Source organism: Acinetobacter sp. 25-47-122 (assembly GCF_056779695.1).
This window is the reverse complement of the sequence record NZ_JBWYIJ010000018.1, coordinates 1-13,390: the sequence shown is the minus strand read 5'-3', so window position 1 is coordinate 13,390 and position 13,390 is coordinate 1. Positions and strand designations below refer to the sequence as shown.

14 protein-coding genes are annotated in these 13,390 nt (G+C 37.4%); 7 read left to right on the top strand and 7 right to left on the bottom strand.

Annotated features, from left to right (window positions below; genetic code table 11):
- The first annotated feature begins 231 nt into the window (after positions 1-231).
- The gene (pabB, locus tag AC1M9P_RS14030) at positions 232-1,578 is read left to right on the top strand and encodes an aminodeoxychorismate synthase component I (RefSeq protein ID WP_481588026.1); all 1,347 of its coding nucleotides are present in this window, start codon (positions 232-234) and stop codon (positions 1,576-1,578) included.
- Positions 1,579-1,626: 48 nt separating this feature from the next.
- Here pabB and hisC read toward each other — a convergent pair whose 3' ends face one another.
- Both hisC and hisD read right to left on the bottom strand, forming a co-directional pair.
- Positions 1,627-2,718, bottom strand: coding sequence for a histidinol-phosphate transaminase (gene hisC, locus AC1M9P_RS14025; RefSeq protein WP_481588025.1), 1,092 nt, complete (start codon positions 2,716-2,718; stop codon positions 1,627-1,629).
- Positions 2,719-2,868: 150 nt separating this feature from the next.
- Entirely contained in the window at positions 2,869-4,170 is a 1,302-nt protein-coding gene (gene hisD / locus AC1M9P_RS14020) for a histidinol dehydrogenase (protein WP_481588045.1), read from the bottom strand.
- A 165-nt stretch (positions 4,171-4,335) separates the two neighbouring features.
- Here hisD and AC1M9P_RS14015 point away from each other — a divergent pair, with 165 nt between their 5' ends.
- Entirely contained in the window at positions 4,336-4,704 is a 369-nt protein-coding gene (locus tag AC1M9P_RS14015) for a hypothetical protein (protein WP_481588024.1), read from the top strand.
- A gap of 2 nt (positions 4,705-4,706) precedes the next feature.
- Complete coding sequence (locus AC1M9P_RS14010) at positions 4,707-5,186, top strand: hypothetical protein (RefSeq protein WP_481588023.1); 480 nt, start codon at positions 4,707-4,709, stop codon at positions 5,184-5,186.
- A 25-nt stretch (positions 5,187-5,211) separates the two neighbouring features.
- Here the strand turns inward: AC1M9P_RS14010 and hisG are convergent, their stop codons facing one another.
- From hisG to AC1M9P_RS13985, 5 genes are all read right to left on the bottom strand, one after another.
- Positions 5,212-5,910: an ATP phosphoribosyltransferase gene (gene hisG / locus AC1M9P_RS14005; RefSeq protein ID WP_180000150.1), complete on the bottom strand. Its 699-nt coding sequence runs from the start codon at positions 5,908-5,910 to the stop codon at positions 5,212-5,214.
- A gap of 4 nt (positions 5,911-5,914) precedes the next feature.
- Positions 5,915-7,174 (bottom strand): UDP-N-acetylglucosamine 1-carboxyvinyltransferase, encoded by a 1,260-nt coding sequence (gene murA / locus AC1M9P_RS14000; RefSeq protein ID WP_481588022.1) that lies wholly within the window; start codon positions 7,172-7,174, stop codon positions 5,915-5,917.
- Positions 7,175-7,181: 7 nt separating this feature from the next.
- Positions 7,182-7,433 carry a BolA family iron metabolism protein IbaG gene (ibaG, locus tag AC1M9P_RS13995; RefSeq protein WP_180000146.1) on the bottom strand — a complete coding sequence of 84 codons (252 nt, stop codon included), beginning with the start codon at positions 7,431-7,433 and terminating at the stop codon, positions 7,182-7,184.
- Between the two features lie 142 nt (positions 7,434-7,575).
- Complete coding sequence (gene hpf, locus AC1M9P_RS13990; RefSeq protein WP_481588021.1) at positions 7,576-7,908, bottom strand: ribosome hibernation-promoting factor, HPF/YfiA family; 333 nt, start codon at positions 7,906-7,908, stop codon at positions 7,576-7,578.
- 188 nt (positions 7,909-8,096) lie between these two features.
- The gene (locus tag AC1M9P_RS13985; RefSeq protein ID WP_481588020.1) at positions 8,097-9,548 is read right to left on the bottom strand and encodes an RNA polymerase factor sigma-54; all 1,452 of its coding nucleotides are present in this window, start codon (positions 9,546-9,548) and stop codon (positions 8,097-8,099) included.
- 456 nt (positions 9,549-10,004) lie between these two features.
- On the opposite strand from AC1M9P_RS13985, the gene AC1M9P_RS13980 reads away from it, so the two are divergent.
- From AC1M9P_RS13980 to AC1M9P_RS13965, 4 genes are all read left to right on the top strand, one after another.
- Entirely contained in the window at positions 10,005-10,904 is a 900-nt protein-coding gene (locus tag AC1M9P_RS13980; protein ID WP_481588019.1) for an amino acid ABC transporter substrate-binding protein, read from the top strand.
- Positions 10,905-10,973: 69 nt separating this feature from the next.
- Positions 10,974-11,816, top strand: coding sequence for an amino acid ABC transporter permease (locus AC1M9P_RS13975; protein ID WP_481588018.1), 843 nt, complete (start codon positions 10,974-10,976; stop codon positions 11,814-11,816).
- A 1-nt stretch (position 11,817) separates the two neighbouring features.
- Positions 11,818-12,495, top strand: coding sequence for an amino acid ABC transporter permease (locus AC1M9P_RS13970; protein WP_180028741.1), 678 nt, complete (start codon positions 11,818-11,820; stop codon positions 12,493-12,495).
- Positions 12,496-12,506: 11 nt separating this feature from the next.
- Positions 12,507-13,250 carry an amino acid ABC transporter ATP-binding protein gene (locus AC1M9P_RS13965; RefSeq protein ID WP_481588017.1) on the top strand — a complete coding sequence of 248 codons (744 nt, stop codon included), beginning with the start codon at positions 12,507-12,509 and terminating at the stop codon, positions 13,248-13,250.
- Positions 13,251-13,390: the final 140 nt, after the last annotated feature.

Sequence of the window (13,390 nt, the reverse complement as noted above, 5' to 3'; positions counted from 1 at the left end):
GAGCATTTTTTTCATTTTTTTGACTGCTCTCCGTGTTTCTGAAGTTTTTATAATTTAACGACTGAAACTTCATCCTTGAGCAGTTCGCTTTGCAGTATTAAGTTAACCTTATGTTATCTTATGATCAATATCTGTTAAGAAAATTCGACCTATTCCCGATAAATGGCATAAGTGTGAACTAGTATTAAATGGGTGATGCAAATTTTCTGAAAAGAGTGTAACAAGTCACAAATGGTAAGTGCTTCATTTTTTAAACAAAACTTAAAAATTTCAGGACTAAGTAAAGCTGATTTTTTGCAAAAAATTGGTTCATTGACAGGATTGGTATATCTTGAAAATCAGGATTTACCGATTATCGGATTTTTGCCAAAAAAATATTGCGTTTATATAAACGGCGGATTCAGTCAATTTGTGCGTTGCTCTGATTTTAATTATCAGTATGAAAGTCAAATTTCTTCACTCAAAGATTTTGTTCAGTGTAGTGAAAATCCACTTTCTGACTCTGCACGCCATTATTTCAGAGGTGGTTACATTGGATACTATGATTATAATTTTGCAGCAAATTTTCAAATCAACACCAAGGTAAAAAAACAACCACAATTGTTTTTTGGCTTGTATGAAAGCTATTTGATTTATGAAAATAATGATTGGGTTTTCTATAGCACTGAACATAATGCCAAGCACCTTTATACACGATTATTAGACTGTATTCAGCAATCTAGTCCATCATCATTTCAACTCAGTTCACCCATCCAAGCACGTTGGACTAAACAACAATATCGAACTGCATTTCAACGAGTACAAGATTACATTGTTGCTGGGGATTGTTACCAAATTAACCTAACTCAAGAATTTGTAGCACAAGCTGAAGGTGAGCTACTGAGTATAGCTAAACCTTTTTGGGCACTCACAAATGCTCCTTATGCTGCTTATCTTAAAATTGATAACCTTGAACTTTTGAGCTGTTCACCTGAGTTATTTATCGAGTTTAGACCCAATAAAAAAATGATCACTAAACCGATCAAAGGCACCATGCCACGCTTTAAAGATTCTCAAAAAGACCAAGAATCCAAACAAACACTCATCAACTCTGAGAAAGATAAGGCCGAAAATCTGATGATTGTTGACCTTCTCAGAAATGATTTAAGCATTTATGCAGAAACTGGCACTGTCAAGACACCAAAATTATTTAACATTGAAAGCTTTAATCAAGTCCACCACATGGTCAGTGAAATTGAAGCGACGTTAAAATCCGATGTTCATCAATTAGATGTTTTACACGCAGCGCTCCCCGGCGGTTCAATAACGGGGGCACCCAAAATTCGAGCGATGGAAATTATTGAAGAACTTGAAGAGTCCCCACGCGGTGCATACTGTGGCTCTATTGGTTATTTTAATTTTGATGGTACTGGTTCTTGGAATATTTTGATTCGAACAATTCAAAAATATCAGCAAGATGTGTCTATTTGGGCTGGTGGTGGTGTCACAATCAGTTCAGATTGCGATGCAGAATATCAAGAATGTTTTGATAAGGTTGATGCCATGCTAAAACTGATGAATCAATGGTACGAATCATAAAAAAGCGACCTATCTGGTCGCTTTTTCCACAACAAAAATTTGCAGCAATCACACTTTTAAAATGTCATTCTTCAAGGTGTCTACTAAACGTTGATTTTGCTCATCGGTACCAATGGTGATACGCAAATATTGATTAATACGTGGTTTATTAAAATATCTTACGATAATGCCACGCTCTCGCAATTCATTTGCAAGCTGACCTGCATCTTTGCTTGGTAAAGTTGCAAATATAAAATTTGCGGCAGAAGGCAACACATCAAATCCTAAAGATTGCAGTTGCTCAACTAACTTTATACGACTGGCAATCACTTTGGCATTTTGCGCTTCGAAATAGGCTTGATCCTCGAAAGACGCCACTGCAGCGGCAATCGCAAAACGATCCATTGGATATGAATTGAAGCTATTTTTTACCGCTTCTAACGCTGCAATTAAATGCGGCTGTGCAATCGCAAACCCGACCCGTAATCCCGCAAGCGAACGTGATTTCGAAGTTGTTTGACAGACCACCAAGTTGTCATATTTTTCTACGAGAGCCACTGCAGATTCAGCACCAAAGTCTACATATGCTTCATCAATCACAACCACTGAATTTGGGTTCGATTGAAGTACTTCCTCAATTGCAGACAAACCAAGTGCAATACTGGTAGGGGCATTTGGATTGGTGATAATGATGCCGCCATTTGGTTGCTTATAGTCATCCACAACAATTTCAAATTTTTCGTTTAAAGGCAAAATTTGAGTTTTCACACCAAAAAATTGGCTATAAACAGGATAGAAACTGTAGGTAATATCTGGATAAAGAATTGGCAAATCTTGAACAAAAAATGCCTTAAAAATATGAGCTAAAACCTCATCAGAACCATTACCAACAAACACGTGTCCCACTGGAACATGTTGCTGTTTCGCAATTGCTTGCTTTAATTCCGATGCGTCAGGGTCAGGATACAAACGTAAAACATCCGCGCCATTTGCTAAAACTTGTTGTACCGCTTCTACAACTTTTGGAGATGGTGGATACGGGTTCTCGTTGGTATTCAATTTTAAAAGATTTTGGATTTTGGGTTGTTCACCAGGCACATATGGCTCTAGTTCACGTACTTCTGGACTCCAAAAACGCATTTGTTCTACTGTAATATTCATTTTTAAATTCTCTAAATTCCCCTCACTGACTAAGGAGGTTAGGGAGAGATTTTTTAATTACCCTCACCCAACCCCACTTGCATTTCGATTTCAAGCAATGCTTAAAAACAGATTTAGAGAGGAATATTCATACCAAATTTATGGTTTAAATTACTGATAACGATATCGCGCTGAACGAGCGTGAGCATCTAAGTTTTCTTGCTGTGCAAGAATATCTGCTGTTTTCGCTAAAGTTTTCACGCCATCTTCTGAACACATGATTAAGCTTGAACGCTTTTGGAAATCATACACCCCGAGTGGTGATGAAAAACGTGCCGTACCCGAGGTTGGCAATACATGGTTCGGACCTGCACAGTAATCACCAATTGCTTCAGGCGTATAACGCCCCATGAAGATAGCACCTGCATGGCGAATACCTTCAGCCATTTCTTGTGCTTCATCTAAACATAGCATCAAGTGTTCAGGGGCAACTTGGTTAATCAATTCCACACCTTCGGCACGGTCTTTAACTAAAACGAGTGCACCACGATTAGCAATAGAAGTTCGCGCGATTTCTGCTTTAGGAAGTGCTTTTAAGTGCTCTTCAATTGCAATCGCGACATCATGAAGCAGTTGCTCGTCTGGCGTAATAAATACAGCTTGAGCAACAGTATCATGCTCTGCTTGAGACAGAAGATCCATTGCAAGCCATTCTGCATTATTTTCCCCTTCAGCATACACTAAAATTTCTGAAGGACCTGCAATCATATCAATACCTACCTGACCAAATACGGCGCGTTTTGCTGCTGCAACAAAACGATTGCCCGGTCCAGTGATCTTGTCTACTGCTGGAATAGTTTCAGTACCATAGGCCAATGCTGCAACCGCTTGTGCACCACCAATCGTAAAAACTCGAGTGACGCCTGCCAAATACGCAGCTGCCAACACCAATGGATTTAAATCACCATTTGGTGCAGGCACAACCATAATAATTTCAGGTACTCCTGCGACGTGAGCAGGAACCGCATTCATGAGTACTGATGATGGGTATGAAGCCAAACCACCTGGCACATAAATTCCAACACGGTCAAGCGGCGTTACTTTTTGACCTAAGGTGTTACCCAAAGCATCAATATAGGTCCAACCATCTTGTTTTTGTGCCTGATGGAATTCACGGACACGATTTGCAGCTAACTCTAAAGCTTCTCGAACTTCAGTCGTTAAATGATCAAATGCAGCTTTAAGTTGCTCTTGTGTCAGTTCTAAATCTGAAAATTGATGCGCTGGATGTCGATCGAACTGTTGTGTGAGTTTGAGAACATGAGCATCACCATGTTGACGAACATCGGCAATGATTTGGTCTACTGTTTTTAAAAGTTCTGGGTCACTCACGGTTTCAAAAGCGAGCAAGTCAGCAAAGTCTTGCTTAAAATTTTGATCTTGAGTCGATAAACGTCGCATCAATTTATCCACAATGAAATTAAAGGGAAGCTTTAGTTTACCTGTTTTCTGTTGATTTGTGGGCATCTTCATTCAAGCAACCCAGATAGAAATGATTGAAAATAACTTTTGATTAAATTGAATTTTCTATTGAGCTCTGTTCTTATCATAATTTGATTTTATTCGGGGGGATTTTAGATGAAAGAAATAGAAAAATATGCCGGTTACTATTTAGGTATTTATGTCGTTGTTTTAACTATTTGTGGATTTTTTCAATACTTTTATTACTGTCAGGGACAGTCTTTGATGTGTGCCGTTACTAAACAAGGAATCCAAGATATAGTAACTTTAACCGCATATGTACTGACGCCAATAGTTGCAATTATTGGTTTCTTAAATTGGAAGATTGAAAAACAATATGATTTAGAAAAATCACAAGCTGAGAAACTAATAAGTCTTTTAATTGAAGTGAATTTTAAAATTGACAAAAAATACAAATTAATTGAATCACTTAATTCTGTTAAAGAAAGCATTGTAATCATCCAAGCCTTGAGCATGAAAGAGTAAGCTTGTCTCAAATTAATGAGATCGAATTAATTCAACAAGGCTTAGAACTATTAAACAAAATCTTAAACAACCAAGATCGTATTAATGAACAGCTCTACAAGAAGTTCTATATGCATTTTCATTTTTTCGATCAATCTATAACTTATATTGAAGAAAGTTATTTAAATAATTATTACAGACACATCAATGACGCATTTAAGGTGACCCCAAATACTCAGATCATTGATCTACATAATTTTGGTACGAATTTCGAAAATTCACCACCTATAATCGGAAATGCTGCTCGAAGAGAATTCAGCGATCAATTATATGAAATGATAACTACAAAAAATATTAAAGTTACTATCACCGATCCATTATCAAAAGAAATAAACGAATCAGATAAAACTTTTGCAGAGCACAAAAAAGATTACGATCAATCTTTTAATGATTTAGTTCAAGAACTAGTTAAAATTATTAAACCGCATAAAAAAACCGCCTAATAAGGCGGTTTTTTTTTAAACTAGCTTAAGCTTTTTTCGCTTCTCTTTCTTCCACCGCTTTTTCAAGCTGTGCAAGAATCGGATTAAGTAAGGCTTGCTTACGCTTAAAGCTCGCTTTGTTCACGATTAAACGAGAAGACACTTTGCAAATTTCTTCAAGAGGCTCTAAGCCATTCGCGCGAAGTGTATTACCTGTGTCCACGACGTCGACGATGTAATCACCCAAACCAACCAATGGTGCAAGCTCCATCGAACCGTAAAGCTTAATCACATCTACTTGCTCGCCTAAGCTCGCATAGTATTGACGCGTCAAATTCACGTACTTGGTCGCGATCTTCAAACGACCTTTCGGACGCTCCATACCCACTTTGCCCGCTGTCATTAACTTACAGTTTGCAATTTTAAGATCTAATGGTTCATAGACATTTTGTGCACCATGTTCCATCAGTACATCTTTACCTGCAACACCAATATCAGCCGCACCATTTTCTACATAAGTTGGTACATCAGATGCACGTAAAATTAAAATTCGAACATGTTTATGCGTCGTAGGAAAAATTAATTTACGCGATTTATCTGGGTCTTCTAAAAGATTGATGCCTGCTGTCTCTAGCAATGGCAATGTCTCTTTTAAAATACGACCTTTACTTAATGCTAAGGTTAAACCATGATCAAAATTGCCCATTACGTCAAAATTAGGATCATCGTTTCTCATATCGCTCATTAACTTACTCGCTCACTCGCTTAATTTGGGCACCTAAACCTTGTAATTTTGCTTCAACATCTTCATAACCGCGATCAATGTGATAAATACGGTCAATTAAAGTCTCTCCTTCAGCAGCTAAAGCAGCCAAAACTAAAGAAAATGAAGCACGCAAATCTGTTGCCATAACAGGTGCAGCTGAAAGTTTTTCAACTCCTGTTACAACTGCATCATTACCTTCAACCTGAATATTAGCGCCCATACGTGACAATTCAGGTACATGCATAAAACGGTTTTCAAAAATCGTTTCTGAAATTGTTGCAAACCCACGACCGATTGCATTGACCGCCATCAATTGTGCTTGCATATCTGTTGGAAAATCTGGATGAGGCAATGTACGGAAACTAACAGCCTTAGGACGCTTACCCATCATATCGAGTTCGATCCAATCATCACCGCGCGTAACTTCTGCACCCATTTCTTCAAATTTATCCAACACTGATTCCATCAGCAATGGATCTGTATGTGTCGTTTTAACTCGTCCACCCGTAATAGCAGCAGCCGCTAAATAAGATCCTGTTTCAATACGGTCAGCAACAACTGAATACTCACAACCATGCAAACTTTCTACACCAGTGACGATTAATGTATCCGTATCTAAACCTTCAATCTTCGCACCCATCTTAATGAGCATTTGTGCAAGATCAGTGATTTCAGGTTCACGAGCCGCATTACGGATGGTAGTAACACCTTCTGCTAAAACAGCAGCCATGAGGATGTTTTCTGTCCCGCCTACAGTGACCATATCGAAAACAACTTCACCGCCTTTTAAGCGACCATCAACTTTTGCATTGACATAGCCTGCTTCGACTTCAATTTCCGCACCTAAAGCTTCTAATGCTTTTAAATGCTGGTCAACAGGACGTGAGCCAATAGCACAACCACCAGGTAAAGATACTTTTGCACTACCATAGCGCGCCAGCAATGGGCCAAGCACCAAAATAGACGCTCGCATAGTCTTTACGAGTTCATATGGTGCAAATTGATTATCAAGGGTTGAAGTATCAGCGACAACAGTGTCACTTTCATACTTCATAGTAATCCCAAGACCTGCAATTAATTTTACAAGCGTATGAACATCTTTAAGCTTGGGTACATTTCTGAGCGTAATTGGTGTTTCAGCAAGAATCATTGCTGCTAAAAGTGGCAATGCAGCATTTTTTGCACCAGAGATGCGAACTTCGCCTTCTAGTCTTTTACCACCAGTGATTAGAAATTTATCCATTTATTCCTTAAGCTCCGAAAAGACTAGCTTTGCGCCATTCTTCTTTTGTCATTGCGCGTATGGTTACAGCGTGAACTGCGCCACTTTTAATATATTCGTTAAGAGGAGCATAAACTGCTTGTTGACGAGCAACTGTTCTTTTACCTTCAAACAGATCATCTACAATACGGAGGTCAAATTTCCCACCTTGTCCACTTACAGCAACATCAGCAGAAGGGAAAGCAGCTTTTAAGATTTCAGTGAGCTGTTCACTATTCATTGCAAAGACCTCTCATGGGACGATCGATTGTGTAAAAACGGATTATTTTACTATAACTCATTCAATGAATTCATCTGCTATACAATTTATCTATAAAAAAAAGAGGCAATATACCTCTTTTTTTATTTTCAGCTACATACCGTCATATAGGCAGCGGCTGAAAAGCCATTTGCATTTTACGATATCTCATTAACTGTCTTTTTATTTTCTCAGTCAATTTTTTAATTGATGCATACATATCATCGCCAGATGCCTGAGCAAATAATTCGACGCCTGGTAAACGCACGATTGCTTCAGCGATATGATTCGAACTTCCTTTTTTCGAACGCTTATCGACTTGGTGATCCTTTGTGAGTTTCACCTGCATACTATTGACCTGATCAAGGTGCTTGGTCATTTGGGCGAATTTACAACGAATATTCTCTTCTATTGCAGGAGTAATACTTAAATGATGTCCACGAATTGTTATTTGCATAATCCTATCCCTCTCCTTCTAAAGGATTTGATTGAGTTAAGCCATGTGATTGCATGACAGAACATTCAACATAGAATTATTCTGCAAATTTAAGTCATGAAATCATGCTGGCTAAACCTCGTGTAACTAAAAAAAAGAGATTCATTATTTCGTCATAATGAACCTCTAGAATAATCACACTTCAAATTTCAGATCAAGACTTTTCGATCGGATGATGCAGGAATATGTAACGATTCGCGATATTTTGCGACTGTACGACGTGCAACATCGATACCATCCTCATTTAACAACTTAGCTAAACTGTTATCAGATAATGGTTTTCTTGGGTTCTCTTCAGCAATCAACTTTTTAATTTTTGCTCGGATCGCAGTTGAAGACGCTTCACCACCTGACGTTGTTCCAACATGACTTGAGAAAAAATATTTAAGTTCAAACAACCCTCTCGGAGTAAGCAAATATTTATTGGTCGTTACACGAGATACTGTTGATTCATGTAACTCAACTTCCTCAGCAACATCTCTCAATACCAAAGGTTTCATTCCCTCAGCACCCAACTCTAAAAAATCTCGTTGATGCTGAACAATACATGTCGCCACTTTTAAAAGCGTTTTATGGCGCTCATCTACACTTTTAATAAAATTTTTAGCATCAAGCATTTGATTGCGTAAGTATTGATTATCTGCACTTTGATCAGCTCGACGAATCATATTTGCGTAATAAGGATTGATGCGTAATTTTGGCAAAATATCCGGATTTAAGTGCACATGCCAACTGTCATTTTTCTTTGCCACCACTACATCAGGCACTTGATATTCAGATTCTTTATTTTCAAACATTAACCCTGGATAGGGTTGTAATGATTTTAAAAGTTGTATCGCTGCTTTTAACTGTTCAAGTTTAAAACCTGTTTGCTTCAGTAATTTATTTAGGTCATTGGCAATCAATAATTCATAATGCTGCAATAATACTAACGCATCATTACGGCAAGGTATTGTATTAGGCAATACTTGAAGCTGAACATATAAGCATTCCACAAGATTGCGTGAACCAACCCCAATCGGTTCTAGTCTTTGAATATGTTTCAAAACCACTAAAATTTCATCAATCTCAACATCTTCTTCAATATCCATCTGTGCGAGTAAAGTCAGCACTGCGTGGTGAATTTCTTCAACACTCTCATCTAAAAACCCTTTTTCATCCAAACCATCTACGATGCAATAGGCAATCAAAAGATCAGTTTGGGAGAAATTTAGAAGATTAACTTGCTCTAAAATATGATCTTTCAGTGTATTTTGAATTGAACGATTATCCTCACGTTCTTCATATTCTGGTAATTCCATTGATGATGATTGATGGGTATAGACATCATCCCATTCCGTATCTACAGGTAAATCATTTGGTAAATGATCTGCATTTAATTCTCGAGTAAGATCACTAGCAGAATTTTCCTGATTCAAGTCCTCCAAACTTTGCATTGGAGAATCATCATCCACCTTCTCAAGTAAAGGGTTACTATCCAACTGCAATTGAACTTCTTGCTCCAACTCTAAGCTGGATAATTGTAAAAGTCGGATCGCTTGTTGGAGCTGGGGTGTCAAAGACAAAGAATTGGATACTTTTAGTCCTAACGCTAATTTCATAAATCATTACCCCCTAACATCGTTATTATTTAAGCAATAATCATGCCTACAATTCTTATAACATAAGTTTCAAGTCTTAGGTTAAGCAATTAGTCTTAATTTTTAATAAAAATAAGAATAAAATACATTATAATTCAAACACTTTTTTTTAATTAATATTCAAAAAAAATATGAGCACTCAGTTTAAATTAAAAAAATAATTTTTTAGTGTTATCTGCAGTTATAGTTGATTAAAAATAAATCACTTACTCATGATCAAGGTTTTATAAGCTCATGATTTGTTTCACGTTGATCAAAAAATCTAAATTCATTCGAATTTCGATTATTTTTTATTCTTTACTTATTCTCATAGAAAGTATAAAAATAATTAATAGCTTATTTTGAATAGATTTCAACCAAATTTGAGAACTGTCAAAATTATAAGAACGATATATTAAAAGACATGGAGATTTCTTGATGAAAAGTCTATCTGGTAAAGTCCTTCTCAGCGCATTAGGCTTCATCATCGCTGGCGGAACAATGAGTCAAGCCAATGCCACTGACACCATTGCGAAAATCAAAAAAAATGGAAAAGTGATCATCGGGTATCGTGAATCTTCTGATCCAATCTCATATATCGTGGGTGGTAAACCTATGGGATATGCCATCGATATCTGTAATAACGTAGCTAACGAATTAAAAAAAGACTTAAAACTCCCCAACTTAAAAGTTGAATATAAAGCGGTTACTTCCTCCACGCGAATTCCTGAAATGCTCGCTGGAAACATTGATATGGAATGCGGGACGACAACCAACTCTGTCCAGCGACAACAGCAAGTCAACTTCTCTACAAATTACTTTGCCACTGAAGTACGTATGGCAGTCAAAGCTTCAGCGCCTTTCAAAGATTTAGGTGATTTAAATGGTAAAGCCGTTGCCACAACGCAAGGAACAACCTCGGATAAATATATTAAAATGGGTGCACGAGGAGAAAAAATAAAAGTTACCAATGTCTATGGTAAAGATCATGCTGATTCTTTTGCAATGGTCGCTTCGGGACGTGCAGCTGCATTTGTTATGGATGACAATATTCTTGCAGGGCTCATTGCCAAATCATCAAAACCTCAAGATTTTAAAATTGTAGGTCCAGTCCTTTCGTCAGAACCTTACGGAATTATGCTGCCTAAAGGGGATGCCAAGTTTAAAGCGATTGCAGATCGTGTGGTAACTGGAATGTGGAAAAATGGTCAAATGGATACCCTTTATAAAAAATGGTTCTTATCACCTATTCCACCACGCAATATCAATCTAAACATGCCTATGAGTGGCTCATTTAAAAAATTAAAAGCATCTCCGAATGATGCAGGGATTAAATAACAAAAATTATGAGGGCTTAAATAGAAACACTTAAGCCCTTTTTTCTCATAACCATTGCAGGGAATTTCAATGGCTGTTGGTTCTTTAAATTGGACGTCATTTTGCTTGGCATCTAACGAATATGGCGTTGATAAAAAAGATTGGGCTGAGTCTATCTGTAGTGCGATTGGAGGTTCAAGTTATTCAGCTGTTGCTGATGCACCGACTTGGTTACAAATACTTGGATCAGGTATTTGGACCATGATCTGGACTGCTGTCATTGCCTTTTTCATCGCATTTTTACTTGGTTCACTTATTGGCATTATGCGTACATTACCCAATAAGTTACTTTCATTCATTGGGACTTGTTATGTAGAGTTATTCAGAAATATACCCTTAATTGTTCAATTATTTTTCTGGGCATTCGTTTTCCCTCAACTTCTACCATTGAGTATGAGTACTGGAAGTGGTGAAATGGTTTCTGGCGGATGGTGGCAAAATATTTTAAATAATAATCCAGCAATTATTGGTGTATTTGCGCTGGGTCTATATACCGCTGCAAGGATTGCTGAGCAGGTTCGAGCAGGTATTAATACCGTTTCACAAGGTCAAAAAAATGCAGCTTATGCGATCGGTTTAAATTTAAACCAAAGTTATCGTTATGTCATTCTGCCAGTGGCTTATCGAATCGTTTGGCCAACACTAACATCGGAAGCAATGAATGTATTTAAAAATTCAGCCGTGCTTTTTGCCTTAAGTGTTTTGAATTTTTTTGCATATACCAAAACAATGCGAGAAGAAACCTCTCAAGACGTGGTCATTTTAATTCTTTCAACACCTGTTTACCTCATCATCACTTATTCAATTAAATACCTGATGGCATGGATTGAGAAACGGATGGCTGTACCAGGTCTAGGTTCGGGAGGTAAATAAAATGGACTTTAGTGTTCTAACTCATCCCGATGTCGTTGCAAGTTTGATCGCTGGTTTTAAATTTACAGTTACAGTAACCATTCTTTCGATTATTGGTGGAATTCTTCTTGGTACACCAATCGCGATGATGCGTCTATCGAATAATAAAATTGCCAGTGGATTTGCAAAATTTTATGTCGACTTTTTTCGAGGTGTTCCCCTCATTCAAGTTATTTTTATCTTTTACTTTTTACTTCCTAAGTTTTTCGATTTCCAATATCACACCTATTGGGGACCTTTATTTTCAAGTGTAGTAACCTTCGCCATTTTTGAGGCTGCCTTTTTTTCAGAAATTGTCCGTTCTGGCATTCAATCAGTTTCTAAAGGACAAGTGAATGCAGGTTACGCCTTGGGGTTTAATTATCGCCAGACGATGTCATACGTAGTTTTACCCCAAGCTTTTAGAAATATGTTACCCGTGATATTGACGCAATCCATTGTTCTTTTTCAAGATGTGTCTTTGGTTTATGTCATCAGTGCACCAGATTTCTTAGGCAATGCAAATACTTTAGCTAATACCTATGGTTCGGAAACCAAAGCCGTTTTCTATCTAGTTGTTGCTGTCGTCTATTTTGTCATTTCATTTGCACTTTCACGACTAGTTAAACGCTTACATCAAAAAATAGCCATTATTCGATAAGGAGAATCAAAATGCCAATGATTGAAATTCAAGATGTATCCAAATGGTATGGAGATTTTCAGGTACTTAGCGAATGCTCAACCACTATCAACAAAGGTGAAGTTGTCGTTGTATGCGGTCCATCTGGCTCAGGTAAATCCACACTTATTAAGACAGTAAATGCTTTAGAACCTATTCAACAAGGAAATATTATCGTTGATGGTACCGCTTTAAAAGACTCTAAAACGAATCTAGCAAAATTCAGATCTAGAGTAGGTATGGTATTTCAACATTTTGAACTTTTTCCTCATATGACTGTGTTAGATAACCTAACAATAGGACAAATCAAAGTACTTAATCGCTCAACTGAAGAAGCTAAAATAAAGGCCTTACAATATTTGGATCGAGTCGGTTTGACAGCACACAAAGATAAATTTCCAGGACAATTATCAGGTGGTCAACAACAACGTGTCGCGATTGCACGTGGTCTTTGTATGGACCCAGTCTGTATGCTTTTTGATGAACCCACTTCCGCATTAGATCCTGAAATGGTCGGTGAAGTGCTTGAAGTCATGAGCCAACTTGCAAAAGAAGGCATGACGATGATGTGTGTTACGCATGAAATGGGATTTGCAAAAAAAGTTTCAGATCGAGTGATATTTATGGATCAAGGCAAAATTCTAGAAGATTGCCCGACTGATGACTTCTTTAATAAGCCACAAGAGCGACATGAAAGAACAAAGTATTTTTTAGAGAAAATTTCAGCAGTACATTAAATATTAGATTAAATCCGAAAATTTCGCGATAACTACTTAAATTATTTTCAAATTCAATTTTTTGATATAAAAAAACACCCCCTTCTATTGAAGGGGGTGTTTAGAATAATGAGCTGGCGATGACTTACTCTCACATGGGT

What these genes read in the sequence shown, in the direction of transcription:
- hisC (WP_481588025.1), bottom strand. Translation starts at nt 2,718, where the DNA reads ATGAATATTACAGTAGAACAAATGCGTTTTTGGAGTCCAGAAGTACGT.
- hisG (WP_180000150.1), bottom strand. Translation starts at nt 5,910, where the DNA reads ATGAGCGATATGAGAAACGATGATCCTAATTTTGACGTAATGGGCAAT.
- AC1M9P_RS14015 (WP_481588024.1), top strand. Translation starts at nt 4,336, where the DNA reads ATGAAAGAAATAGAAAAATATGCCGGTTACTATTTAGGTATTTATGTC.
- AC1M9P_RS13965 (WP_481588017.1), top strand. Translation starts at nt 12,507, where the DNA reads ATGCCAATGATTGAAATTCAAGATGTATCCAAATGGTATGGAGATTTT.
- murA (WP_481588022.1), bottom strand. Translation starts at nt 7,174, where the DNA reads ATGGATAAATTTCTAATCACTGGTGGTAAAAGACTAGAAGGCGAAGTT.
- hpf (WP_481588021.1), bottom strand. Translation starts at nt 7,908, where the DNA reads ATGCAAATAACAATTCGTGGACATCATTTAAGTATTACTCCTGCAATA.
- AC1M9P_RS13975 (WP_481588018.1), top strand. Translation starts at nt 10,974, where the DNA reads ATGGCTGTTGGTTCTTTAAATTGGACGTCATTTTGCTTGGCATCTAAC.
- pabB (WP_481588026.1), top strand. Translation starts at nt 232, where the DNA reads ATGGTAAGTGCTTCATTTTTTAAACAAAACTTAAAAATTTCAGGACTA.
- AC1M9P_RS13970 (WP_180028741.1), top strand. Translation starts at nt 11,818, where the DNA reads ATGGACTTTAGTGTTCTAACTCATCCCGATGTCGTTGCAAGTTTGATC.
- ibaG (WP_180000146.1), bottom strand. Translation starts at nt 7,433, where the DNA reads ATGAATAGTGAACAGCTCACTGAAATCTTAAAAGCTGCTTTCCCTTCT.
- AC1M9P_RS13980 (WP_481588019.1), top strand. Translation starts at nt 10,005, where the DNA reads ATGAAAAGTCTATCTGGTAAAGTCCTTCTCAGCGCATTAGGCTTCATC.
- AC1M9P_RS13985 (WP_481588020.1), bottom strand. Translation starts at nt 9,548, where the DNA reads ATGAAATTAGCGTTAGGACTAAAAGTATCCAATTCTTTGTCTTTGACA.